Here is a 19,572-nt window from a genome sequence, read left to right on the forward strand (position 1 = left end):
CTCAGCGCCCCACCAGCAGGAGGACAGCGCCGACAGCCAGAAGCGAGCCGGGAATGGCGATGACGATGCCGTGCTCTTCACGCTCGAAGCTGCCGACCACAGCCGCACGCTGAGCGAACAGGGCCGCCAGAGATGCGAACCACAGCGAGATCACCGCTCAGTCCTCCAATGCATCTGAGGGAAGAGATCACCGCGCTTGGCGGAGGCGATGGCGAGACCGCCGCAGACAGCGAAGGTCGCCAGGACCATCGCGAGGCCGAAGGCACCGAAGATGCGGCAGAGTCGGATATCGCGAGGGCTCATGCCGCCCCCCGGTCGAAGACGGGGGTGTCGAGCACAGCGCCGATGTCGGTCAGAAATTTCTCGCGCGCATCAGGGTGCGCATTCTCCCATGCACGCACGAGGGCGCGGTGATCCTTGTTGATGATCTCGAAATCATTGCGGGGCGGGTCGGATGGACCGATTGGCTTGCGCGGCGCCTGAACAGCGGCCAACTCGCGTTGAACGCGCGCTTCTTGCTCATTCGGGCCGAGCTTCTTGAGCTTGTCGAGGTAGTTTCCCTTATCGAGGTGTGTGCCAGCCACGAGAGCAAGGGCGCGCTCGCTGATCTTCTCGCCACGCTCGGCGTCGCGCTGCACGGCGCGTTCAGAGCGCCCGGTAGCTGCGGCGGTCTCCGCGCTGAACCTCTCAGAGCAGTCGCCAACTTGGCGACTGCTGTCGTGTTGATTGACGCCGTGCCGAGTCTCGGGGTGAAGCTCTTCGTAAATTGCCTTGCGGCGAGCCGTGCCACGAGCCCGGTCAGCAGGCGACAACTCTGCCCGCATCAGATTTTCATCGATCATGGCCAACTCGGCGCGGAGGTCGTCGTCAGCGACGACGATGCAAGGCACGAGTTCCAGGCCCAGCTTGCGACACGCACGCAGGCGGTGAGAGCCTGCCGTAACCTCGTAGGCGTCGGTGTCCTCACCATCCACGTGCTTCCGCGCCGGGCGTACCCGAAGCGGATTGATGACCCCGATTTCGCGGATGCTCTCCATGAGGCCGCGCACGGCGGCCTCATCAATCTTGCGCGCGTCCTGCCGCGTGAAGACGTGCGAAATCGGAAGGTCTTGAGGCAGCATGGATTACGCCTCGACCTTCGGCACAGAGCCCATGATCTGGATCTTGCCAAGCGTCTTGCCCTTGCGCATGGCGTTCCAAGCGCGCACCACCGCCTCGAACCGATCAGGTTGGCGCATCTTCGGATCGTTGATGAAGCGCTCGCGCAGGACAAAGATCGGGCTGTCGGGCTTCAAGTTGCTGCCGTCCAGAAGCCTGTCGATAAAGACGGCTCCCATGGTAGCGTCCGCCCGCGCCAACACGATCCGGCAGAGCACAACAAAGGAAAGCGAGCCCACCAGACGAGATGTCTTCTGCACGCAAGAGAGATGGAAGGCGATCTCTCGTTCATTCTCGGCGGCCACGACCAGACTTTCAGCCTTTGTGGGCCAAGTCCGTTGCTTGCTCTTGCCGTTCGAAGAAAGATGGCCGAGCTTCTGATACTGCCACAGCATCCGAGCAACTGTGGCGGCCACTTTCGTGTTATCGCCGCCACCCTGCATATCGAGGTAGTCGGCTACGGTGCGCGCGCCGCCTTGATCCAGCGTCAGGCGAGAGGAGCGAGTGACTCCGAAGGTGATGATCGTGCGGAAAGTGACCCCGGACTCAACGCAGGCGATCAGACGATGCTGGCCGTCGTTGAGCAGGCCGTCCTTCGAGACGATGATCGGCTCGCCGTTGAGGACATAGCGACCGCTTTCGAGATCGGCGCGGATCTCGCCGATGCGCTTCTTGCTGAGGTTCCGATTGTCGGGGTTTTTATTCAGGAGCAGCGCCGCAATTTCCGGGGTGATACTCGCTTGTTCCGAGAAAACTTCCTTCTCGCCGCGCGCCATCTGCGCGATGTACCACTGCTCCGCATGCGACTGACTGCGGTTGATGCCATCATTGCGTCCAACAAACCGACGTTCGGTGCCACTCGTCTGTGGCGCGCGAGCCTGCAACATGGTATCTCTTCCTCTGCTTTGACTAACTGGGCGCGCCGCTTCGCCGGCTGCGCCCTTTCTTTTGTCCGCGACACAATCGGCCGTCGGGTCGAAGTTCTGAATGGAGATGCGCGGGAGTGTGATCGGGCGGCGGGTCATGCCGCCTCCGCAGGCGCGGGGATGAACGACGCGGCGCTCACCGGCTTGTCGTGCTTGATGGCGTACCCGAGGAGCTTGCCGACGTGCTTCTGAGGGATGAAGCCGCCCGTGCCGCCCTTCGAGCGCGGGCGCATCCAGTTAGAGACGCGCGTCCGGTGGACGCCGACGATCTCAGCGACTTTGGATGGCCCTCCGAGGGCTCTGACTATCGAGGCAGCCGGTTCCATGCGCCGGTTGTAGCGCATATCGCTACGACGGCGCAAGTGGGTGTAGCGAACTTAGTCACGGACGCGCGTCGCGATAGGCGCTACGCCGAACCTATGTTACAGGGGTGGGTCACAGACGCGCTGAAGCACTCGAAGCTCTCACAGGCAGAGCTTGCGAGGCGGCTAACTGCGCATCTGCACCGCGCTATTGATCGTGCCGCCGTCAACAAAATGACGCTAGGCAAGCGAGCTGTAGCCGGCGACGAAATGATTGCGATCGAGGAGATCACCGGCTTCCCGGCTCCTCTTGAGAATGCCGACGGTCTCGTCAAGGTGCCGATGCTGGATAGCCTCGTGAGCGCCAGCAATCTGTCTGCGCGTGAAGCCGTGAAGGCTGAAGACGTTGAACGCTACATCGCTGCCAGCGATCTTCCGCCCGGAGATTGGATTGCCCTCTCAGTTGAGGGCGATAGCATGGATCTCGTGTCACCGCCTGGGTCGATCATCTTCGTCAATCGCGCCGACACTCGGCTGATCGATGGCGGCTTCTATGTGGTCGCTGCGGACGGTGACCATGGCACCACATACAAACGCTATCGGTCCAAGCCGGAGCACTTCGCGCCCTACAGCACTAATCGGGATCATGGACCGGTTCTGATGGATGGCCCCTTCCGCGTAGTGGGTCGGGTTTATCGCACCATGCTGGACATTGGCCCGAGCGCCGGGCGCCGCGGAAAATAATTGTAGCGTTCTTCGCTACGCGGGATTGACGGCACGTAGCGCCTATCGCTACAACGGTTTCATCGCAGCAAGCGATGGAGCTACCCGATGTCCCGCCGCAGCCTTTCTTGGTCGAACGCTCTCTCGGACCTCCGCGCTGATCGCGTTTCCGACACGGCTCGTCGCGATGCCATCGCCGCGATGCACGCCAAGAAGCTCGCTGAGGCTCAGGCCCGCGATGCTGCCCGCGCCGCTAAGCCGAAGCCCGACCCGGTTCTCTATGCCGACTTCCTCGCCGCGCTGACGCGCGTGATCGAGCACGGCGAGACCGTCACCGTTCATGGTCACACCATCTCGTGGCCCAAGCAGCAGCCGAATTACTACGCGCTGCACGTCGATGCGCCCCGCACCGTCCGCGATCCTTGGACTGGTGCGCTTCACACGATCATCGGCCAGCAGGGCGGCAGTGCCTGCTGCGCGAAGAAGGCCGCTGCATCGCTAGCCTTTCAGCTGATGCACGACCGCGAGAGCGTCGCCCGCATGCTGGCCGATGCCAAGCCCGGCATCCTCAACGGCACGGTCACGCACATCGCGCCTGCCGAAGCCGTCTGACGCTCCCCTTCCCCTCCCCGCACGACACTCAGGAGCCCGTCATGTCCTCCATCCTCGCCCGCCGTCTCCGCGCCTGCGCCCTCTGGAATGACGAGGCCGGCGCGAATGCCTGGAACGAACATCGCCACGACGAAGCCGCCCGGCTTTGGGCGCAGGCGAAGCGGCTGCATGCGCAGGCCGACGCTGCCGAGATTGCCGAAGCCGCCTGATCCCCTCCCCGTCTCCCGAACCGGAGTGCCTAGCCGTGCTTCAACCTCAACCAATGCCCGAGCCGCATCCGAACGCCACCGCATGGGGCATCGCCGCCGGCTTCCTCGTCATCATTCCCGGCAGCGCGGCCATGCTCGTGATCTGCCTTCGCATCAACGGGTGGCTCTAGTCATGGCTCAGTTCTACGCGCACGTCAGTGCTGATCAGATCGTGGACGAACTCCGCGATGACGAAGAGGAGATGGGTGAAGTCATCGCTCTGATCGCCCGTCAGGTTGAAAAGCTCGACTCTGACGACGCCGAAGGACTTCGACAGTTCGTCCGCTCCTACGGCGAGCCCACGGATCTGCGCGTCTTCGCGGCGTTGCTCGTGCGGACCGCTGACGAGATGGAGGCTCGATCCATGGCCTCCGCCGACATCCTCCGCGCCGCGCGCGCTCGGATTACACCTCTCAGAAGCTGGACGACCGAATATTCGGCCCGGAACTCTGACGGTCATTATGTTGATCCGTTAGACCGCACAGCTGCATGTTGGTGCACACTTGGCAGCATTTGCGCCGAAGGAGGGCGCCCTGGCGGACCAGAGCAGCGGCTCGCTCAGCGGGCGTGTGAAAAGCTCTACGGCAGCGCTTTTATAGGTGCAGTTCAAGATAGGCGGGGCCACGACGCTGCTCTGGCTATCCTCGACGCCGCCATTGCTGCCGCAGAGGCGGAGGCGGGACGATGACAGTCTCCGTCCGCGTCTACGAGACCGTTGGCGAAGCCGAGCCGGGCGAACGCTTCTACGCCCGCGCCATCGCCATGAAGCCGGTCAAGGGCGGCAACCCTCGCGAGGGCACGTCGGTCGGCTTCTACGCCGCCACGGCCGATGAGGCTGGCGCCAAGGCTCACGCCTGGATCGAGGCTGAGCGCCGCAAGGCCGTTGAGATCGGACTGCGCCGCGAGGAAGCCGCGCAGAGCCGCCGCAAGCCTGTCCCCCATGAGATGGATGCCCGGCCATGACCTCGGCTTACCTCGAAACCATCCGCAACCCGCTCACCCTCGCCCGCAACCACGTTATGGCGGCGGATGCCAACCTGACGGGCCTCGTTGCGAAGCTGGCGGCCGGCGATGTCGTCTCGGTCGAGACCGTCCGCTCTGCCGTAGCCCGCTGCGATCATGCCCGCCAGGACATGGACCGGGCGATCTATGCCGCCCTCGATGTCGAGTTCGTCAAAGGCCGGCGCCTCGCTGCCAACGACAGCGACGACATGAAGGACGCGCTCCTCACCCGGCTCGGGCGCAACGAGCAGACGGGCCGAGCCGACGACGACGAACACCGGCTGATCCCCGCCGATTGCCTTGAGCCCCGCCTGCCTGCTGTCGGGAGCTTCTGGTGATGACCGCGCAGCGCAAGTGCCGCGAGTGCGGCAAGGCGATCTCCGCCAAGCACCCGTCGCAGATGTTCTGCTCGCCCGTTCGCGGGCGCCGCCTCTGCAAGGACCGCTTCCACAATCGCCGCCGCTTCCGCGATGGCGAGATCACTGAGGCCCGCGCACGCTTCCTCGGCGGCGGTACGGGCGCGCTCGCTGGCTACGACAGCGACGGTGAAGCCTTCCGCTTCATGTGCCCGGCCATGGATGAAGAGAGCATCCAGGGAGGTGGCCAATGATCGCCCTCGCCATTCTCTCGGCCTTCGCCGGCTCGGTCGGCATCGCCCTTCTCAGCCGTCATCTCGCCCGCCTCGATGAGGCTCGCGACTTCGCCCCTACCTCTCACATCGCAATCGGAGAAGAGCCGTGAGCGACCGTCACCCTGACCCGTGCTCGGCCTTCTGTGAGACGGCCGATGCCCTCCGCGCTCTTGAGGGTGCCCTAGCGTGCGCTCGCAACGAAGCGGCTCGCATCCTAGCCGGTGCCTACGAAGGCCACGCCTCCGTGCATCAGGCATTGCAGGCGACCGACCTGCGCAATGAGGTACTGGTCATCGCCGGCTTCCTCGGCTCGGTGGAAGCGGCGACGGCTCATGCGCTCGCCCGGCCCGCCCTCAAGCTGGTCGAGGCTGCATGATGGCCGCCTCCCCTGCCCTGGCCGTGATCGGTCACAATTCGGCCGGCGCTGAGCCGACGCCTTACGAGGTGTCCCGCGACCGGATCAACGAGATTGCCGGCGAGGCCAAACATTGGCTTACCGGCGAGCCCATCCGTTCGCAGGATGAGGCCGACGCCGTGTCGAAGCTGCTTGACATGATCGGCGACGAGATCAAGACGGCCGAGCAGCGCCGCCGCGACGAGAACAAGCCGTTCGATGACGGCAAGGCCGAGGTCCAGGCTCGCTACGGCAAGCTTATCGGCGAGACGAAGAGCGTCACCGGCACGGCCATCCTCGTTCGGGATGTATGCCGCAAGGCCCTGACGCCGTGGCGGGCTCGGATCGAGGCAGAGCGTCAAGCCGCTGCCGAGGCGGCACGCAAGGCCGCCGAGGAGGCCAAGGGCGACGCCGCCTTTGCCTTCGACGTGACCCGCAGCGATGACCTTGAGGGCCGCCAGCGCGCCGAGGATCTGGCCGCGCAGGCAAAGGCCGCTGAGGCCGATGCGAAGCGTGCCGGCAAGCCTGTCGCTACTGGCCTCCGCACCGTCACCCGAGCCGAGATTACGGACCATCGCGCCTTCCTGCGGTGGATCGCCGAGAACCGCCCCGAAGCCCTCCGCGGCATGCTGGACACCTTCGCCCAGACGCTCTGCGCGCAGCGCGTGCGCGGCGTGCCCGGCCTTGCCTTCCACGACGAGCGAGTTGCCCGATGAGCCGCGATCAGGATGCAGGAGCCAAGCGCGCTGCCGACTTGGCGATCAAAAAGGTGCTTGAAGAGCACGGCGAGCAGGCCAACGCCTCCACCGTCTGGAGGGTGCAGGGGACTGCCGTAATCTCCCACAAGGCGCTTGAACGCATCGCCGGCCGCGTCGGCATCCGCTTCGATTTGCCGACCATTTTGCGGGCTGAGCGCGACGAGGCCGTGATGCTGGTTGCCGGCACACGCGGCGACCTGCGGGAGTGGTCCATCGGCGAATGCGTCGTGAACGTGAACTATCGCGTGTCCGGCAAGCAGGCGGCCTACGTCTATGCGATGGCGGAGAAGCGGGCGAAGGATCGAGTGATCCTGAAGCTCCTCGCCCTGCATGGGCTCGCCTACTCGGAAGAGGAAGCTGACGACTTCAAGGCGCGCGGCGAGGCGATCGACCAGACCGACGAGCAGACGGAAGAACGCTCAGAGCGCAGCGAGGCCGACCAGCGCGCCGAGTACATCGCGGCCTGCAAGCGCACGATCGCGGCGACAACAGAAGGCAAGCTGCTGCAGGTTTGGTGGATGTCGGCGGACGAGAAGGCCGCTCGTCGCGACTTCGGCCTGAGCCAAGCCGAGATCGATGCCCTCAAGGACGCCGTGACGGCCCGGCTTCAAGCCATCGGTCGCGGCTCGGATGGCGACGACAGCCGGAGGGCTGCCGCATGACCAGCCAGTTCGAGCAGAAGGTGCCCCCGCTCTTTGAGCAGCACCGCGCCGCCTATCTCGCCCACGCCCGCCGCGTCGCTGTTGAACTCGGCAAGGGCGGCAAGCGCATCACGATTGACGAGGTTCGCGAGGCTGCGCCCCCGCCGGCCGGCATCGACCCGAGGTGCATGGGCGGCGTCCTCCTCCGCTCCGAGTGGAAGAAGGTCGGCTACCTCAACTCCGGCAGGAAAACTTGCCACGGCAGGCCGGTCGCCGTCTTCCGTCGTCGGGAGGCAGGGGAATGAGCAAGCCTTGGTTCATGGCCGCCCCCTGCAAGCACTGCCCGTTTCGGCGGGACGTGAAGCCCTTCCTGCGCCCTGACCGGGCGACGGAGTTGGCTTACGCGACGGAAAACCCCTACTCGGAGTTCTACTGCCACAAGACCCTCGACTACGACGGTGACGAGGGCGAGCCCGAGGCAACGGCCGGCACGCTGGTCTGTGCAGGCTTCCTTTCGATGCAGTTGGACGCCACCGGCCACCAAGCGCCGGAAGGCTTCTCCCCCTCGCCGCTCGCCTATGGCGACCGCTGGGAGATGATCGAGGCTTGCGAGGAAGCCGCCGAGCGGGAGGCGCTGGCATGAGCGCCCGCCACTTCCTCATCCTCGCCAACGAGGCTGTGAAAGCGCGTGCGGTGCGCTGGATCATGGCCGCGCCGTTCGGCATGTCGGTCGAGTTCAAGCCGTCCACCCGCTCGCTTGAGCAGAACGCGAAGCTCTGGGCCTGTCTGACGGACGTGTCCCGTCAGGTCGAGTGGTACGGCGAACACCTCACCGCCGACGACTGGAAGGACGTATTCAGCGCGTCTCTCCGCAAAGCGAAGGTCGTCCCCGGCCTGGATGCGGGTTCCTTCGTGGTGCTCGGGCTCCGCACGTCGAAACTGACAAAGGGCGAGTTCTCGGACCTCATCGAGTTGATCCATGCCTTCGGCGCCGAGCACGGTGTCGTGTGGTCCGATCCGACGCTTGTGGACGAGCGGAGGGGGGCGGCATGACCCTGCACATCCTCCGCACGCCGTCCTGCGCCCGACCGTTCTGGGCGACGCACGAGATGTTCTCGACCGCTGCCGGCCAGAGGATCTGGACGGACTGCTGCGCCTGCAAGGTGCCAGCCGAGGACACGGTTAGCCGCGTCATCACGAGCTGGGACTATCCGCACGGCGGCCTTGGCTCCTACGAGGCGCCCTACACGCAGGAAGCCGACTTCCCGACCGGCGCGTACTACGACCCGCGCATCGAGACCGTCTGCGCCGAGGGTTGTGGCTGCAAGGCCAACCCTCGCAAGCGGTGGGGCATGTCCCTCCGCGCCGCGATGAGGGACGGCGCATGAGCCGCCTCTACCGCGCCGAAGAGGCCGATGTCGGCACGACGACTCGGATCAAGGATTTGCCGTGCTCTGCGCCGGGTTGCAATCGCAGCGCGCTTCTGAGAAGCGGCGGCGGCCCGGTCTGCAATCGCCACTATCAGATGTGGATCAGATACGCGGCATTTCAGGCGCCGCCGAGAGATAAAGCGCAGACCGTCTTCGCCTGCGCGCACTGCGGCTCGGCATTTGAGCGCGGCTATACAGTTTCTCGCAAGCGAGCTGCGGGGAGGCAGTATTGCGGCATTGAATGCGAGACCGCTGGCAAGGCCGCGCGCACCGCGGCGAGGGCCCCGAACAGATTTTGGGCGCTGGTTGATGTCAACGGCAAAGATGAGTGTTGGCCCTGGAAGGGGCATAGAAGCCCACTTGGCTATGGGCGCTTCACAAATAAGCGGGGCGACACTCAACAGGCCCACAGGATAGCCTATCGGTTGGCAAACGGGAGCTTGGATAAGCGTCTGTTCGTCTGCCACGCCTGCGATAATCCACCCTGCTGTAACCCCAGTCACCTGTGGCTCGGCACTCACCGGCAGAACATGGACGATATGTTTGCCAAAGGCAGGAACGCGACGCCGCCTGTAATCCGTGGGGAAAAAAGTTCAACGTCAAAGCTCAACAAGGAGCAGGTCTTAAGGGCCATTAAGTCCTCTGAGCCAGACCGCATCATTGCGGCCAGATACGGCGTAACTGCCGCCGCGATCTACAATATCCGGCACGGCAAGGCTTGGTCTCATGTCACGGGGATCAAGCGCCATGCGTAAGCGCCGCACAGCGAAGGCCCGCCTCCGCATTTTCCTCGCGCATGATGGCATCTGCCACATCTGCAAGGGCAAGATTGGCATCGGCGAAGCGTGGGACCTGGACCACATCACGCCGATCGCAATGGGCGGCGAGGACGAGGAAGCCAACCTCGCCCCCGCACACCGAAAGACATGTCACGGCGCGAAGACTGCTCAGCAGGACGTGTCGATGATCGCCAAGGCGAAGCGCCGCGAGGTTCTTCACTTGGGCGCCAAGCCTGCGCCGAAGCAGCGATTGCAAGGCCGCGGCTTCGACAAGGCCCCGCCGCAGCGCCGGGCCTCCACTCCCCTCACCAAACCGCCCGTTCCCCGCAACCGTCCCTTCTACGGAGACGCCCAGTCATGAACGTCGATTACGTTCCTGTCGCTGATCTGACGACCGCCGCCGAGATGATCGCCCGGCAGAAGGAGATCCGGCGTCGGCAGGAGGAAGCAGGCCGCAAGCTTAAGGCGCTTCAGCCGAAGCCCGTTCTGGTCGAGGCGGAGCAGGAGCCGGCAGAAACAGCGCCGCCGCCGGCTGCCCTTCCGCAGGGATCGTCTGACCTGCGCGACGCGCTCGCACGCCTGCCGAGATCAATTATTCGCCGGGTGGCCGCTCAGCACGGAGTGACCTTTGACGACATCGTGGGCGAGGATCGCTCCGTTCAGTTCGTCACGGCTCGGCATGCCGCAATTCGAGCTGTGAGAGAGGCGCATCCGACCTTCAGCATCAAGCGGCTTGGACGCATCTTCGGCGGGCGCGATCCGTCTTCGATCCGCAATGCGCTCGGACTGAACCCGAGACCACGAAGCGCCAATCGGCAAAAGTCCGGAGTGGTTTGCGCCGAAGCGCCTTCGCCGATGCAAATCATCGAGGATACGTCTCGGAAGTACAGCGTGGCCCCGCATGATGTCATCGGTCGGTGCTACGTCGAAGCAGTTAGTCTCGCTCGCCACGAAGCTGTTGCGAACATTCGCGCGGCTCATCCCGAGATGACCGCGCGTCAGATCGGAAATCTCTTCGACGGCCGATCCGACAACTTCGTCGCCCATTGCCTCGCCTACATGAGAAGAGCAGCCTAATGACCCTCACATCAGAGACACGAGCGCCTGTGGGGACGAGAGAGGCGCCGAAGCTCAACGGCAAAGAGCGCCGGCTGCTTTCGGGCATGGCCTGCGGCGGGCTCCTGTACGTCTACGTTGACGCCGATGGCGGCGTGGACGGCGGCCCATTGCACGCTGGATGGCCGAGGCCGGGTACGGGCGCCGTGGTCTATGACGGCCCGCCTACGCCCGTCACCGCGCGCTTCGTCCGGCGGCTTCGTCGGCTCGGCAGCTATTGGGATCATTCCGCAGGGGCGGAAATGCTGACGGCTCGCGGTCGGGCAAAGGCCAGAGCGTTGCTCGGCGGACGCGATATCCTGTTTGTCGCGTCACCCCTCCCCGCCAACGAAAGCCAGAAAGAGGGGGCTGCGGTATGAGCGGGCTCGATGACCTCCTGCGCCTATTTCGTCCGCTCGCCCGGCAGGCCGATGCGCGTCCAATTTGCTGGATCTCGGGCATTGGTGACGCCGGCACAGACTACTGCCCCGACTGCGCGCGCTGGAAGGCCAAGCACCTTCGTCGGCGCGGCGAGAAGGACGCTGTTGCGGATGGCGGCTGGGATCACCGCCGCGAGAGCGATGGCACCTCATTCTGCGGCGGATGCGGCCACCTTCTCGGCTACAGCCTGAGCCAGTACGCATTCGGAGAGGAGTTGGAGCATTGGTCTTCCGACGCCTTGGTCGAGGCGATTGCGCCCATCCACGCATACGAGATCTGCGAGCTTCTCGACGGCGCCCGCGAGTATGGCACGCCTGAACAGGTCGCTGAGACCGTCTCCATCGCGACCAAACTTGCGGCCCTCATACCGTCCTCGCCCACCCCGACCCCTGGCGGTCTCGCTGAAGGGGGGCGGTGATGGGCGCGATCATCTCTCCCTGCGGCCTGTACCGCTACCGGCTCGAACGGGATCTCGGCGGCATGCTCGCCGGGCCGACCGTCGCCTGGATCATGGTCAACCCGTCCACGGCGGATGCTACGGCCGATGATCCAACCATCCGCAAGGTGCTCGGCTTCTCGCGTCGGCTCGGCGCCGGCCGGGTCGTCGTCGGCAACCTGTTCGCGTTCCGCGCGACGGACATCAAGGCGCTGCGCACGGCGTCCGACCCGATCGGCATCGACGGCGGCGACCATCTCAGGCGGATCGTGCGCGAGGCCGACAAGGTCATCGTGGCGTGGGGCTCGTGCGCCAAGCTGCCGAAGTGGCTGCGCAACCGGTGGATGGAGGTCGTCGGTATCGCCGAAGCCCACGGCATCCCGCTCTTCTGCATCGGCACGGCCCAAGACGGCCACCCGCTGCACCCGCTGATGCAGGGCTACGACCGGCCGCTCGTGCCCTGGTCGGCTCCCATTTCCCCCGCCTCCCTCACCCCCGGAGCCTGACGCCATGTCCACCACCACCCACCAGGGCGCGGTAGGCGCTGAGACGATGACGGCGGGGCAGGTTGCCCATGACGCGGCTTACGGTCTGTCGCCGGATAGCCGCCTCTGGCAGGCCCAGACTGAGAATGTGCGCGATTTTTGGCGCCGTGCGGCTGCGGCCGTCGTTGCCCTCGCTACACCCGCTCCCCGCACGGACGGCGGGATGACGGCGGGGGAGGATGCGAACTTCGGCGATGCACCTCATGATTTGGTGAGCGAGATCGCGACGCAGGTTCTGAACCTGCCCTGGACCCGGTTTGGCTTGACCGACCCTCGCAGCGGGCACTTCGATCATGATGCGCTCGCCGACCGGCACGGTGATGTGCAGATCATTGCCGAAAAAGCGCTGCGAGACGCCCGAGCCTCTGACGCGGAAAGCGCGTGGCCATTTGAGCGGACGCGCGCCTACCTGCTCGCCGAGCTTGAACGGCTTCGCGCTGATCTGCACACGATCGGCGAGGATCTGACAGGCGAGCAGGGGAAGGCCGCGTCTTGGCTCGACGTTGCGACCGGGCGCGCGGCGAACGTGTCGTCCGTCCTCGCTTCAGCCGCCCCCGCCCAGCCGGCAGGGGCCGTGCCGGATGGCCTGCGGGCGCTGAGCGAGGCGGCGACGCAGGGCGAGTGGTACACCGAGAGTGAGAAGTGCGACGGGTCTTATGGCTCGGGTGAGGACTGTGGCGAGGGGTATCTCGCTTACAGCATCTTGACAGACGCCGAGCCCCGCTACGGCAACCCTGGCGTGATCGCGGAGACGAGCAACAGCACGCTCGGCGTGATCCATGAGGAGTCGGACGAGGACGGCTTCACGGCTTGGGACGAGACGGCGCGGACGAACACCGCCTTCATCGTCGCCGCCGTCAACTTCGTCCGTACCCTCCTCGCCTCCCATCCGGCCGGGCAGAGCGCCGGGTCGGAGGCGGGCACCGACGCACTCGTGGATCGGTTCGCGCTGGCCCTCAAGGCGAAGTTGCGGGCAGCCGAGGCAAAGTACGGCTGGCAGAGCGGTTGGCTCAAGACCAATTGGCAGGCGGAGTGCCAGCAGGGTCTTGTGCGCCACGTCGGCAAGGGCGATCCGCTCGACGTGGCCGCCTATGCCGCGTTCTGCTGGTACCACGGCTGGCCCACCACATCGCGACGCTCGACCGAACTCGTCACCGGCGCCGTGATCCCGACCGCCGGGGCCATTGCAGCTTACGCGGCTCGCTATCCGGACGGCTCTCTCCAGGAGAGCAGCGACAACGCCATCGAGTGCTGGAACCGAGTCGCCGTCGCTGCCTGTCTCGCCGAGATGCCCGCCCCCGACAGCACCCGTACGGGGGACGAGGGGACGGATTGGGTTCTGGTGCCCGCCAAGCCGACCGAGGAGATGATTGCGGCGGGCTGGATCGACAAGGAAGACGTAGACCCCGACGATATCTACCGCGCCATGATCGCCGCCCGCCCGGCAGCCCCGGAGGCGCAGTGATGCCCCGCGCGGCTTCGCCCTTGACTGCCCGGCGCTCGTCGGCGGGTGGGCTTTCATACGATCGACGGACACGCCTGAGCGCTCAGGCGCTCTTCATTGGAGGGCGCTGAGATGGCTGAGATACCGACCCACGCAACGCTGTTCATCAGCCTCTCGACGGACGCGTACGAGGACTGCGCGCAAACGGCGGAATGCTGGCGGTGCGAGACGCTGCCGGACATGCCGCAGGTGATCCGGGAGCGCACCGAACGCCAGGACAAAACGGCCCGCGAGATCGCAGAAGCCATTCGGGCGAAGGGCGAAAGGACGAATACGGTCCAAGCTGATGACCTGGAGGCCCTTGCGCGATCCATCGCTGCCGAGAAGGTCGGTTCGGCCGACCCCACGGGGGCGCGGCTGCCGGAAGAGGTCTGGCATCAGGCCATACCGGAGGCACGCCAGCGGATCGCGTCAAGGGAAGGCGAGCTACGCAAGGCCGCCAATACGGTTCTCTGGGCCTGCGTCGCCGACATGGAGTTCGGCCTCCCTGACGCGCTGCACGATGATGAGCCCGTGCGTGAGACCCTGTTCGGCGAATGGAAGTCGGCCCTGAGGGTCGGCGATCTGCGACGGCTCCATGCGGCACTCCATGGTCCCCGCTGGCCGTTAGCCAAGGATGAGGAGGCCGCCGAACTCTTCCAGTCCGAGCGCATCTCGGCGGCCCTGGCGACTTACGACTTCGTACTTGGCGACCTTGATCCGGGTGACCCGGATCGAGAGGAGCGAGCCTTCGATGCGATGAAGGCCGCCATCCAGCGCGCCGATTACATCGCCCGCACCGGCCAGACCGAGGAGCGCTGAGATGATCGAACAGCAAGAACGCGCTCCTGCCGATTACACTCGCGAAGTGATCCGGCAATCTCTTAGGCTCGGCGCCCCCGGCCTCGCCGAGCCCGCACGCGAAGCCATTGTCCGCAGCATCATGCTGAAACTGGAGGGCAACGGGTTGCTGGGCGCCCTGGACCGACCGCCAGCCTCATCCGGCAAGGCCCTAACAGGTAAGGCGCAGTGATGCCCCGCGCGGCTTCGCCCTTGACTGCCCGGCGCTCGTCGGCGGGTGGGCTTTCATACGATCGACGGACGGCTGCGATCGCCCTTCACATGTGGAGGCGGCGATGAAAGATGCGCGTCAAATGTATTTCGTCGTCGATTTCCGAAAGGAATGGACTCGCCAGCCATACATTACTTTTTGGGGTCCAGAAAGTGCCGGTTACTTCTGGTCTCTGCCTATGGCGGGACGATATACGGCAGAAGAGCTTGACGCCAGTATCGGCTACCACACAGTCCGACGCTACGTTCCAAGCAAAGGCGCCAGAGTCGGTCCATGGGAACGCTTCGGCGTACCCTGCGAAATCCTTGAGGCGATGTCTGTTGAGCCGGATCGTGCGGGACGCTGGAAGCTCGATTTAGGCCAGGGTCCAATTGTCAGAAGTTCAGCAGACGTCAGAAGGCGCCTTACCGATTTTCGTTACGTGCCAGACCGCAAATATAAACAGGGTAATACTAAAATGTGTAATACGGAAAAGCAAATGCCGTGGCCTCGCACTCCAAGCCCAAACATAGCGTCCGCTTATGATCTTGATTGGATCAAGGACTGGCGGGCTAGAACCCTGGGATCGTTGCAAGAAGGAAAGGTTGCTCACGACAAAGCAGTATGCGCCGACAGCAAGTCCAGCCTGAGCGCTCAGGCGCTCTCAAATGGAGGGCGCTGAGATGAGCAAGAAGCTTGATGGAGCAACATTCGTTCTCAAGGCCGCTGCTCTGGCGGAAGTCTGCGCGCACTGGGCCAAGGGCTCGATGATCGCCCCACAATATTTACTTGAGCCGGTATACGACGACAAATGCTGGCAGTTTCTCGCAGAAATTCGAGGAAGATGCGATGAGATCGAACGGTATCTAACGTGCGATCCGAGCGCCCCGATCAATAACCTAATGGGGCCTGCGCCCGGCACCTCGGATCAACCGTTGGCCTCGTCCGGGCTTTCGCAGGAAGTGCGCCAGCGCCTTCAGCAGGCCGTTGATGACTTCGAGAGCGAAGCGGCCGACGCCCATGACATGGGGGAGCGACCTGATCTCTGGGATGAGGTTGTGGAGGTGCCGATCGACGACGTGCGGACAGTGCTCGGGCTGCTTGGCGTCTCGGACCAACCGCCAGCCTCATCCGGCAAGGCCCTAACAGGTAAGGGGTAGAGCCATGATCGCTCGCCTCAATCGCCGCTACGACCGGATACCCGAGCCGTGGCGCTTCCTGATCTTCATGGGGGCCGTGCTGGTGCCCCTCGCGATCCTTCAGCCGTTCATGCCGCTCATCGCTTTGGGCTTGGCCTTCATCCTGATCGCTATGCGGATTTGGTGGCTCCAGTTCGGCAGCAAGCGGCCCGCCCTCAACCGTGAGGAGGCCGACCGTCATGGGTGACGCAACCAAGAGCCTCGCCGCCGAGATCAAGGCGGTGCGCGACTGCCAGACGCTTTTCCTCGCCGACTACAAGGAAGCATGGGAGAGCCGCGAGGCCACCGACTGGCATGCAGCCGCGCTGATGGCGAAGGGCCTCTCGAACGCCGTCGAGCGCCTGCTCGCTGCCCTCCCTCTCCAGCCCGAAGGGGAGCGGAATGACCGGTAACGGCAACAACGCGCCCGACTTCGACCCGCTGAACCCCACGCCGCAGGAAGCGCACGACATGCTCGGCGGCTATCTAGCGGCCAGTGGCAGCTTTGAGCGTCCGGCCTTCCCGTCCGTCGCCTTCGAACACGGCTGGCGGATGCGTCGCAACGACATGGCCGGCGTGGTGGACGACGATCAGCGCAAGAATGCGGCTCGGCTTCGAGACCAACCCACCCCCACCACCGAAGACAAGGGGAGAGAGGATCTTGCCTAGAGAGAGGGGCGGACGCTCTGGCCTTGAGCCTCGGGGCATGACCCGCGAAGCCGCGGCGGCCTATTGCAGCCTGTCGCCGGCGACATGGGATCGGTGGGTGAGCGACGGCCGCATGCCGCCTCCCCTGCCCGGCACGCACCGGTGGGACCGCAAGGCGATTGATCGCGCATGGGACATGATTTCAGGCATCGGCGCCTCCGAAATGAGTGCCGCCGACATGGCGATGGAGGAATGGAGGAAGACCTACCGTGCGGGTTAAAATGACCGGCCTGCACGCCGTGAAGATGAAGCTCGCGGGCGGCAAGGAGCGCACCTACTACTACGCTTGGCGCGGTGGCCCTCGGCTTGAGGGGCGCTATGGCTCGCCGGAGTTCTTGGCAAGCTACAATGCAGCCGTGGCCTCGCGGAAGGTGCTACCACAAGGGCAGTTCCGATCCGTCATCGCCGCCTACAAGGAGTCCGCCGAGTTCAACAAGCAGCTCTCGCCGCGGACCAAGGCCGACTACCTGAAGCACCTCGTCAAGATCGAGGAAAAGTTCGGCGCAATGCCTATCGTGGCGTTCGATGAGAAGTTCCGGACGGAGACGCGCGGCAACTTCAAGGCTTGGCGCGATGTCCTCTCCAAAGCCTCCGTACGGCAGGCCGACTACGCTTGGAGCATCCTCGCCCGTGTTTGCTCATGGGGCAAGGACCGGGGCAAGCTCGCCACGAACCCAGCCGAAAAGGGCGGGCGGCTCTATGTGGCCGAGCGCACCGACAAGATTTGGACTGGCGAGGACGAGGCCCGGTTCCTGCTGAAGGCACCCGGCCACATGCGCTTGCCACTGCTGCTGGCTCTCTGGACTGGCCAGCGGCAGGGCGACCTCCTACGGCTCGTGTGGTCTGCCTACGACGGCAAGGCCCTACGGTTCATGCAGGGGAAGACCAGGAAGAACATCATGATCCCCTGCGGCGAGGTGCTTCGGATCGCCCTAGACGCCGAGAAGGCGCGCGAGCGCTCAGGCTTCGTACTGCTGACGCTGGATGGCAAACCGTGGACCGCTGATGGCTTCCGTTCGTCTTGGCGCAAAGCGTGTGCGAAGGCCAAGGTCGAGGGCGTCACCTTCCACGATCTGCGCGGCTCTGCCGTCACGCGGCTGGCTCTCGCCGGTTGCTCCGTGCCTGAGATCGCCGCCATCACAGGGCATTCCCTGAAAGATGTCGAGGCGATCCTAGACAAGCACTACCTGAGTCGCGGGAACGGCCTCGCGGAGAGCGCCATGCGCAAGCTTGAAGCCGCCGTTTCGGCCGGCGCCAAGCCCGAAGTCCCTGGGGAAATCCTTTTACAAACCGAAGCTAACCCACTCTGAAATCACCTTGCGAAATGGTCGGATTTTACATATAACCCATTGAGGAGATTGAAATGGCAACGGACTCTGACTCCGCTAGTCCTGGTTCGAATCCAGGTCCCCCAGCCACTTAAGTTCCTCAAATCATCCGTTCGCTTCGCCCCTCGCGCAGTCGCGCTGCGGCGTGACCCAGGGCTTTGAGCGAGCCTCGGGGGGCGGAGTGTGCGCGGACGCATTGTTCGTTTCCGAACTTGCAATCCAGGCGGCCTTCGATCTGGGCTGGATCACCCTCAAGGGAGGCATCGTCCGCGACGCGGTCCGGATCGGCCTCGGCCGCGACGCATCGGCGTCAATCGTGCATCTGAAGCGAGCCGGTGCCATGGGCGAAGGCGATCAGCCCGGCCATGGGCCGGCGGTGTCGCGTTCCACGGAACCGATGTGGTGTTTCGGTCGGGAGCGCCCGCGCTCCGCAACAGGATGTGCGTCAGCGATGAGACAGGGCGAGACGAGCCCCCCGACCGATCGCGTTGGAACGATCTGCCGATCCCTGCGCAGGGCCATCGTGGAGCGGGCCCTGACTCCCGGGGACCGGCTGCCCGAGGATGCGCTCGGCGAGCGCTTCAGCGTCAGCCGCACCATCGCGCGTCAGGCCCTCGGCCAGCTCGCGGGCGAGGGGTTGGTCGAATTGCGCCGCAACCGCATCGCCGTGGTCGCGAGCCCGAGCTGGGAGGAGGCGCGCGATACCTTCGACGTGCGCATCAGCCTGGAGCGTCTCGTGGTCCAGCGGCTCGCCGGGCGCCTCAGCGCCGAGCAGCAGGCCGCGCTCGCGGACCATATCGCCGGTGAGGAGCGGGCAAGCGGCGGGCCGGAGGCGGCCTCGATCCGGCTCGCCACGGAATTCCACCTGCTGCTCGCCGAGATGACCGGAAGTCCGGTGCTGCGCCGCTACGTCGCCGAACTGGGCTATCGCTGCGCCCTGATCCTGTCGCTCTACAGCCGGCCGCACTCGTCGGATTGCGCGGTGAGTGAGCACAGGGAGATCGTGGCGGCTCTCGTTTCCGGCGATGCCGGACGGGCCGTCGCCCTGATGGATCACCATCTCGATGCGGTGGCCGAGCGGGCGCGCATCCTCAACGAGCCCCGGCGCGAGCACGACCTCATTCGCCTGCTCGCCCCCTACGTTGAGGGGTGACCCGGTGTCCGCTCGATGAAGGCGGGCACGGGATCACCAAGCCCGCGCGGCTTTCGAGCGAGGCACGAAATCCCCCTCGCGAAGCGAACATCCGGATGTCGCAGGACGGATCAGGCCGAGGCGCCCTGCCGGTCGAGGAGCCGCTCGGCGCTGTCGTTCCACACCTCCATGGAGACGATCAGCCCGTCCCGCACGGTGAAGCGGTCGACGTAGCGGTTGCCCTCGAACGCGGTGCCGTCCGGCCACGCGCCGTAGAGCGTTCCGAGGCTGTAGACGGTGGTGACGCCCTCGCCCGGCACCACGTCGAGCCGCTCCATCCGCTTCTTCACCCAGGCGTAGCGGCCGGCATTGAAGGCCGTCACCTCGCGCGGATGGTGGAACACCCGGCCGCCGGTGAAGACGATGGCGATGCCGGGCGCCATGTAGCGCGCGGCGGTCTCCGGATCGGGCACCATCGAGGCTTCGAGATAGGCCGTCACCGCCGCCGCGTCGCGTGCGGCCCCTGCTTCCTTCGCGTCCATGCTGTCCTCTCCGTGGGGCCGGCCCCATC

Annotated in this window: 39 protein-coding genes; 33 read left to right on the top strand and 6 right to left on the bottom strand. The window is 65.1% G+C overall.

Annotated features, from left to right (window positions below; translation table 11 throughout):
* Window position 1: 1 nt before the first annotated feature.
* From MPPM_RS28240 to MPPM_RS28245, 5 genes are read right to left on the bottom strand one after another with little or no spacing between them, the layout of a single operon-like run.
* Window positions 2–154: a hypothetical protein gene (locus MPPM_RS28240; protein WP_157914267.1), complete on the bottom strand. Its 153-nt coding sequence runs from the start codon at window positions 152–154 to the stop codon at window positions 2–4.
* Complete coding sequence (locus MPPM_RS28610) at window positions 151–303, bottom strand: hypothetical protein (RefSeq protein ID WP_173807946.1); 153 nt, start codon at window positions 301–303, stop codon at window positions 151–153. The genes MPPM_RS28240 and MPPM_RS28610 overlap by 4 nt, the downstream gene beginning before the upstream one ends.
* Window positions 300–1,121, bottom strand: coding sequence for a ParB/RepB/Spo0J family partition protein (locus MPPM_RS23655; protein WP_096487155.1), 822 nt, complete (start codon window positions 1,119–1,121; stop codon window positions 300–302). The genes MPPM_RS28610 and MPPM_RS23655 overlap by 4 nt, the downstream gene beginning before the upstream one ends.
* A gap of 3 nt (window positions 1,122–1,124) precedes the next feature.
* Window positions 1,125–2,183 carry a hypothetical protein gene (locus MPPM_RS23660; RefSeq protein WP_157914268.1) on the bottom strand — a complete coding sequence of 353 codons (1,059 nt, stop codon included), beginning with the start codon at window positions 2,181–2,183 and terminating at the stop codon, window positions 1,125–1,127.
* Complete coding sequence (locus tag MPPM_RS28245) at window positions 2,180–2,317, bottom strand: hypothetical protein (protein ID WP_157914269.1); 138 nt, start codon at window positions 2,315–2,317, stop codon at window positions 2,180–2,182. The genes MPPM_RS23660 and MPPM_RS28245 overlap by 4 nt, the downstream gene beginning before the upstream one ends.
* A gap of 21 nt (window positions 2,318–2,338) precedes the next feature.
* On the opposite strand from MPPM_RS28245, the gene MPPM_RS23665 reads away from it, so the two are divergent.
* The 33 genes from MPPM_RS23665 to MPPM_RS23795 all read left to right on the top strand — a co-directional run bounded on the left by MPPM_RS23665 (window position 2,339) and on the right by MPPM_RS23795 (window position 19,022).
* Complete coding sequence (locus MPPM_RS23665; protein ID WP_157914270.1) at window positions 2,339–3,130, top strand: S24 family peptidase; 792 nt, start codon at window positions 2,339–2,341, stop codon at window positions 3,128–3,130.
* 180 nt (window positions 3,131–3,310) lie between these two features.
* On the top strand, window positions 3,311–3,721 hold the full coding sequence (locus MPPM_RS23670; RefSeq protein ID WP_157914271.1) for a hypothetical protein: 411 nt from the start codon (window positions 3,311–3,313) through the stop codon (window positions 3,719–3,721).
* A 41-nt stretch (window positions 3,722–3,762) separates the two neighbouring features.
* Window positions 3,763–3,930: a hypothetical protein gene (locus MPPM_RS28250; RefSeq protein WP_157914272.1), complete on the top strand. Its 168-nt coding sequence runs from the start codon at window positions 3,763–3,765 to the stop codon at window positions 3,928–3,930.
* Between the two features lie 35 nt (window positions 3,931–3,965).
* The gene (locus tag MPPM_RS29255; protein ID WP_280176338.1) at window positions 3,966–4,100 is read left to right on the top strand and encodes a hypothetical protein; all 135 of its coding nucleotides are present in this window, start codon (window positions 3,966–3,968) and stop codon (window positions 4,098–4,100) included.
* A 2-nt stretch (window positions 4,101–4,102) separates the two neighbouring features.
* Window positions 4,103–4,657: a DUF6197 family protein gene (locus tag MPPM_RS28255; protein WP_157914274.1), complete on the top strand. Its 555-nt coding sequence runs from the start codon at window positions 4,103–4,105 to the stop codon at window positions 4,655–4,657.
* Window positions 4,654–4,932 carry a hypothetical protein gene (locus MPPM_RS23680; protein ID WP_096487160.1) on the top strand — a complete coding sequence of 93 codons (279 nt, stop codon included), beginning with the start codon at window positions 4,654–4,656 and terminating at the stop codon, window positions 4,930–4,932. Before MPPM_RS28255 ends, MPPM_RS23680 begins: the two co-directional genes overlap by 4 nt.
* Window positions 4,929–5,309, top strand: a complete 381-nt coding sequence (locus MPPM_RS23685) for a hypothetical protein (RefSeq protein ID WP_096487161.1) — start codon at window positions 4,929–4,931, stop codon at window positions 5,307–5,309. The genes MPPM_RS23680 and MPPM_RS23685 overlap by 4 nt, the downstream gene beginning before the upstream one ends.
* Window positions 5,309–5,581 carry a hypothetical protein gene (locus tag MPPM_RS23690; protein WP_096487162.1) on the top strand — a complete coding sequence of 91 codons (273 nt, stop codon included), beginning with the start codon at window positions 5,309–5,311 and terminating at the stop codon, window positions 5,579–5,581. The genes MPPM_RS23685 and MPPM_RS23690 overlap by 1 nt, the downstream gene beginning before the upstream one ends.
* Window positions 5,578–5,712: a hypothetical protein gene (locus MPPM_RS29260; protein WP_280176339.1), complete on the top strand. Its 135-nt coding sequence runs from the start codon at window positions 5,578–5,580 to the stop codon at window positions 5,710–5,712. The genes MPPM_RS23690 and MPPM_RS29260 overlap by 4 nt, the downstream gene beginning before the upstream one ends.
* A gap of 134 nt (window positions 5,713–5,846) precedes the next feature.
* Complete coding sequence (locus MPPM_RS29265; RefSeq protein ID WP_280176340.1) at window positions 5,847–5,978, top strand: hypothetical protein; 132 nt, start codon at window positions 5,847–5,849, stop codon at window positions 5,976–5,978.
* Window positions 5,975–6,712, top strand: coding sequence for a hypothetical protein (locus MPPM_RS23695; protein ID WP_157914276.1), 738 nt, complete (start codon window positions 5,975–5,977; stop codon window positions 6,710–6,712). The genes MPPM_RS29265 and MPPM_RS23695 overlap by 4 nt, the downstream gene beginning before the upstream one ends.
* Entirely contained in the window at window positions 6,709–7,416 is a 708-nt protein-coding gene (locus MPPM_RS23700) for a trna delta -isopentenylpyrophosphate transferase (RefSeq protein WP_096487164.1), read from the top strand. Before MPPM_RS23695 ends, MPPM_RS23700 begins: the two co-directional genes overlap by 4 nt.
* Complete coding sequence (locus tag MPPM_RS23705) at window positions 7,413–7,700, top strand: hypothetical protein (protein WP_096487165.1); 288 nt, start codon at window positions 7,413–7,415, stop codon at window positions 7,698–7,700. Before MPPM_RS23700 ends, MPPM_RS23705 begins: the two co-directional genes overlap by 4 nt.
* Window positions 7,697–8,038, top strand: a complete 342-nt coding sequence (locus MPPM_RS23710) for a DUF6283 family protein (RefSeq protein WP_096487166.1) — start codon at window positions 7,697–7,699, stop codon at window positions 8,036–8,038. The genes MPPM_RS23705 and MPPM_RS23710 overlap by 4 nt, the downstream gene beginning before the upstream one ends.
* Complete coding sequence (locus tag MPPM_RS23715) at window positions 8,035–8,448, top strand: recombination protein NinB (RefSeq protein WP_096487167.1); 414 nt, start codon at window positions 8,035–8,037, stop codon at window positions 8,446–8,448. The genes MPPM_RS23710 and MPPM_RS23715 overlap by 4 nt, the downstream gene beginning before the upstream one ends.
* Entirely contained in the window at window positions 8,445–8,783 is a 339-nt protein-coding gene (locus MPPM_RS23720) for a hypothetical protein (RefSeq protein WP_096487168.1), read from the top strand. The genes MPPM_RS23715 and MPPM_RS23720 overlap by 4 nt, the downstream gene beginning before the upstream one ends.
* Window positions 8,780–9,580: an HNH endonuclease signature motif containing protein gene (locus MPPM_RS23725; RefSeq protein ID WP_096487169.1), complete on the top strand. Its 801-nt coding sequence runs from the start codon at window positions 8,780–8,782 to the stop codon at window positions 9,578–9,580. Before MPPM_RS23720 ends, MPPM_RS23725 begins: the two co-directional genes overlap by 4 nt.
* On the top strand, window positions 9,573–9,965 hold the full coding sequence (locus MPPM_RS23730; protein WP_244573395.1) for an HNH endonuclease: 393 nt from the start codon (window positions 9,573–9,575) through the stop codon (window positions 9,963–9,965). Before MPPM_RS23725 ends, MPPM_RS23730 begins: the two co-directional genes overlap by 8 nt.
* A complete protein-coding gene (locus MPPM_RS23735) occupies window positions 9,962–10,681 on the top strand; it encodes a helix-turn-helix domain-containing protein (RefSeq protein ID WP_157914278.1) in 720 nt (239 codons plus the stop codon). Before MPPM_RS23730 ends, MPPM_RS23735 begins: the two co-directional genes overlap by 4 nt.
* Window positions 10,681–11,079, top strand: a complete 399-nt coding sequence (locus MPPM_RS28260; RefSeq protein WP_157914279.1) for a hypothetical protein — start codon at window positions 10,681–10,683, stop codon at window positions 11,077–11,079. The genes MPPM_RS23735 and MPPM_RS28260 overlap by 1 nt, the downstream gene beginning before the upstream one ends.
* Window positions 11,076–11,558 (top strand): hypothetical protein, encoded by a 483-nt coding sequence (locus MPPM_RS23740; protein ID WP_096487171.1) that lies wholly within the window; start codon window positions 11,076–11,078, stop codon window positions 11,556–11,558. Before MPPM_RS28260 ends, MPPM_RS23740 begins: the two co-directional genes overlap by 4 nt.
* Window positions 11,558–12,082, top strand: coding sequence for a DUF1643 domain-containing protein (locus MPPM_RS23745; RefSeq protein WP_096487172.1), 525 nt, complete (start codon window positions 11,558–11,560; stop codon window positions 12,080–12,082). Before MPPM_RS23740 ends, MPPM_RS23745 begins: the two co-directional genes overlap by 1 nt.
* A gap of 4 nt (window positions 12,083–12,086) precedes the next feature.
* On the top strand, window positions 12,087–13,586 hold the full coding sequence (locus tag MPPM_RS23750) for a hypothetical protein (protein ID WP_096487173.1): 1,500 nt from the start codon (window positions 12,087–12,089) through the stop codon (window positions 13,584–13,586).
* Between the two features lie 111 nt (window positions 13,587–13,697).
* The gene (locus tag MPPM_RS23755) at window positions 13,698–14,426 is read left to right on the top strand and encodes a hypothetical protein (protein ID WP_096487174.1); all 729 of its coding nucleotides are present in this window, start codon (window positions 13,698–13,700) and stop codon (window positions 14,424–14,426) included.
* A gap of 1 nt (window position 14,427) precedes the next feature.
* Complete coding sequence (locus tag MPPM_RS23760; protein ID WP_096487175.1) at window positions 14,428–14,637, top strand: hypothetical protein; 210 nt, start codon at window positions 14,428–14,430, stop codon at window positions 14,635–14,637.
* 121 nt (window positions 14,638–14,758) lie between these two features.
* The gene (locus MPPM_RS28265) at window positions 14,759–15,337 is read left to right on the top strand and encodes a hypothetical protein (protein ID WP_162296280.1); all 579 of its coding nucleotides are present in this window, start codon (window positions 14,759–14,761) and stop codon (window positions 15,335–15,337) included.
* Window position 15,338: 1 nt separating this feature from the next.
* Window positions 15,339–15,815 carry a hypothetical protein gene (locus MPPM_RS28270; RefSeq protein WP_157914283.1) on the top strand — a complete coding sequence of 159 codons (477 nt, stop codon included), beginning with the start codon at window positions 15,339–15,341 and terminating at the stop codon, window positions 15,813–15,815.
* Window positions 15,816–15,819: 4 nt separating this feature from the next.
* Window positions 15,820–16,041: a hypothetical protein gene (locus MPPM_RS23770; protein WP_096487177.1), complete on the top strand. Its 222-nt coding sequence runs from the start codon at window positions 15,820–15,822 to the stop codon at window positions 16,039–16,041.
* Window positions 16,034–16,246, top strand: a complete 213-nt coding sequence (locus MPPM_RS23775; protein ID WP_096487178.1) for a hypothetical protein — start codon at window positions 16,034–16,036, stop codon at window positions 16,244–16,246. The genes MPPM_RS23770 and MPPM_RS23775 overlap by 8 nt, the downstream gene beginning before the upstream one ends.
* A complete protein-coding gene (locus MPPM_RS23780) occupies window positions 16,236–16,502 on the top strand; it encodes a hypothetical protein (protein WP_096487179.1) in 267 nt (88 codons plus the stop codon). Before MPPM_RS23775 ends, MPPM_RS23780 begins: the two co-directional genes overlap by 11 nt.
* Before the next feature lie 37 nt (window positions 16,503–16,539).
* A complete protein-coding gene (locus MPPM_RS23785; RefSeq protein WP_096487180.1) occupies window positions 16,540–16,761 on the top strand; it encodes a helix-turn-helix transcriptional regulator in 222 nt (73 codons plus the stop codon).
* A gap of 1 nt (window position 16,762) precedes the next feature.
* Window positions 16,763–17,851 (top strand): tyrosine-type recombinase/integrase, encoded by a 1,089-nt coding sequence (locus MPPM_RS23790; RefSeq protein ID WP_197705062.1) that lies wholly within the window; start codon window positions 16,763–16,765, stop codon window positions 17,849–17,851.
* Between the two features lie 469 nt (window positions 17,852–18,320).
* Window positions 18,321–19,022, top strand: coding sequence for a GntR family transcriptional regulator (locus tag MPPM_RS23795; RefSeq protein WP_096488004.1), 702 nt, complete (start codon window positions 18,321–18,323; stop codon window positions 19,020–19,022).
* A 110-nt stretch (window positions 19,023–19,132) separates the two neighbouring features.
* Here the strand turns inward: MPPM_RS23795 and MPPM_RS23800 are convergent, their stop codons facing one another.
* Window positions 19,133–19,543: a nuclear transport factor 2 family protein gene (locus tag MPPM_RS23800; protein ID WP_096487182.1), complete on the bottom strand. Its 411-nt coding sequence runs from the start codon at window positions 19,541–19,543 to the stop codon at window positions 19,133–19,135.
* Window positions 19,544–19,572 lie beyond the last annotated feature (29 nt).

Source organism: Methylorubrum populi (assembly GCF_002355515.1).
GTDB lineage: Bacteria > Pseudomonadota > Alphaproteobacteria > Rhizobiales > Beijerinckiaceae > Methylobacterium > Methylobacterium populi_A.

Coding starts and splice junctions, on each gene's coding strand:
- MPPM_RS23775 (WP_096487178.1), top strand. CDS start 16,034: ATGGGTGACGCAACCAAGAGCCTCGCCGCCGAGATCAAGGCGGTGCGC.
- MPPM_RS23770 (WP_096487177.1), top strand. CDS start 15,820: ATGATCGCTCGCCTCAATCGCCGCTACGACCGGATACCCGAGCCGTGG.
- MPPM_RS23790 (WP_197705062.1), top strand. CDS start 16,763: ATGACCGGCCTGCACGCCGTGAAGATGAAGCTCGCGGGCGGCAAGGAG.
- MPPM_RS29260 (WP_280176339.1), top strand. CDS start 5,578: ATGATCGCCCTCGCCATTCTCTCGGCCTTCGCCGGCTCGGTCGGCATC.
- MPPM_RS23735 (WP_157914278.1), top strand. CDS start 9,962: ATGAACGTCGATTACGTTCCTGTCGCTGATCTGACGACCGCCGCCGAG.
- MPPM_RS28255 (WP_157914274.1), top strand. CDS start 4,103: ATGGCTCAGTTCTACGCGCACGTCAGTGCTGATCAGATCGTGGACGAA.
- MPPM_RS23730 (WP_244573395.1), top strand. CDS start 9,573: ATGCGTAAGCGCCGCACAGCGAAGGCCCGCCTCCGCATTTTCCTCGCG.
- MPPM_RS23755 (WP_096487174.1), top strand. CDS start 13,698: ATGGCTGAGATACCGACCCACGCAACGCTGTTCATCAGCCTCTCGACG.
- MPPM_RS23670 (WP_157914271.1), top strand. CDS start 3,311: ATGCACGCCAAGAAGCTCGCTGAGGCTCAGGCCCGCGATGCTGCCCGC.
- MPPM_RS23695 (WP_157914276.1), top strand. CDS start 5,975: ATGATGGCCGCCTCCCCTGCCCTGGCCGTGATCGGTCACAATTCGGCC.
- MPPM_RS23655 (WP_096487155.1), bottom strand. CDS start 1,121: ATGCTGCCTCAAGACCTTCCGATTTCGCACGTCTTCACGCGGCAGGAC.
- MPPM_RS28250 (WP_157914272.1), top strand. CDS start 3,763: ATGTCCTCCATCCTCGCCCGCCGTCTCCGCGCCTGCGCCCTCTGGAAT.
- MPPM_RS28610 (WP_173807946.1), bottom strand. CDS start 303: ATGAGCCCTCGCGATATCCGACTCTGCCGCATCTTCGGTGCCTTCGGC.
- MPPM_RS23710 (WP_096487166.1), top strand. CDS start 7,697: ATGAGCAAGCCTTGGTTCATGGCCGCCCCCTGCAAGCACTGCCCGTTT.
- MPPM_RS28260 (WP_157914279.1), top strand. CDS start 10,681: ATGACCCTCACATCAGAGACACGAGCGCCTGTGGGGACGAGAGAGGCG.
- MPPM_RS23660 (WP_157914268.1), bottom strand. CDS start 2,183: ATGACCCGCCGCCCGATCACACTCCCGCGCATCTCCATTCAGAACTTC.
- MPPM_RS23745 (WP_096487172.1), top strand. CDS start 11,558: ATGGGCGCGATCATCTCTCCCTGCGGCCTGTACCGCTACCGGCTCGAA.
- MPPM_RS23740 (WP_096487171.1), top strand. CDS start 11,076: ATGAGCGGGCTCGATGACCTCCTGCGCCTATTTCGTCCGCTCGCCCGG.
- MPPM_RS28265 (WP_162296280.1), top strand. CDS start 14,759: ATGTATTTCGTCGTCGATTTCCGAAAGGAATGGACTCGCCAGCCATAC.
- MPPM_RS23800 (WP_096487182.1), bottom strand. CDS start 19,543: ATGGACGCGAAGGAAGCAGGGGCCGCACGCGACGCGGCGGCGGTGACG.
- MPPM_RS23795 (WP_096488004.1), top strand. CDS start 18,321: ATGAGACAGGGCGAGACGAGCCCCCCGACCGATCGCGTTGGAACGATC.
- MPPM_RS23725 (WP_096487169.1), top strand. CDS start 8,780: ATGAGCCGCCTCTACCGCGCCGAAGAGGCCGATGTCGGCACGACGACT.
- MPPM_RS23700 (WP_096487164.1), top strand. CDS start 6,709: ATGAGCCGCGATCAGGATGCAGGAGCCAAGCGCGCTGCCGACTTGGCG.
- MPPM_RS23785 (WP_096487180.1), top strand. CDS start 16,540: ATGACCCGCGAAGCCGCGGCGGCCTATTGCAGCCTGTCGCCGGCGACA.
- MPPM_RS23750 (WP_096487173.1), top strand. CDS start 12,087: ATGTCCACCACCACCCACCAGGGCGCGGTAGGCGCTGAGACGATGACG.
- MPPM_RS23715 (WP_096487167.1), top strand. CDS start 8,035: ATGAGCGCCCGCCACTTCCTCATCCTCGCCAACGAGGCTGTGAAAGCG.
- MPPM_RS23685 (WP_096487161.1), top strand. CDS start 4,929: ATGACCTCGGCTTACCTCGAAACCATCCGCAACCCGCTCACCCTCGCC.
- MPPM_RS23690 (WP_096487162.1), top strand. CDS start 5,309: ATGACCGCGCAGCGCAAGTGCCGCGAGTGCGGCAAGGCGATCTCCGCC.
- MPPM_RS23705 (WP_096487165.1), top strand. CDS start 7,413: ATGACCAGCCAGTTCGAGCAGAAGGTGCCCCCGCTCTTTGAGCAGCAC.
- MPPM_RS23760 (WP_096487175.1), top strand. CDS start 14,428: ATGATCGAACAGCAAGAACGCGCTCCTGCCGATTACACTCGCGAAGTG.
- MPPM_RS23780 (WP_096487179.1), top strand. CDS start 16,236: ATGACCGGTAACGGCAACAACGCGCCCGACTTCGACCCGCTGAACCCC.
- MPPM_RS28245 (WP_157914269.1), bottom strand. CDS start 2,317: ATGCGCCCGCGCTCGAAGGGCGGCACGGGCGGCTTCATCCCTCAGAAG.
- MPPM_RS28270 (WP_157914283.1), top strand. CDS start 15,339: ATGAGCAAGAAGCTTGATGGAGCAACATTCGTTCTCAAGGCCGCTGCT.
- MPPM_RS23720 (WP_096487168.1), top strand. CDS start 8,445: ATGACCCTGCACATCCTCCGCACGCCGTCCTGCGCCCGACCGTTCTGG.
- MPPM_RS23680 (WP_096487160.1), top strand. CDS start 4,654: ATGACAGTCTCCGTCCGCGTCTACGAGACCGTTGGCGAAGCCGAGCCG.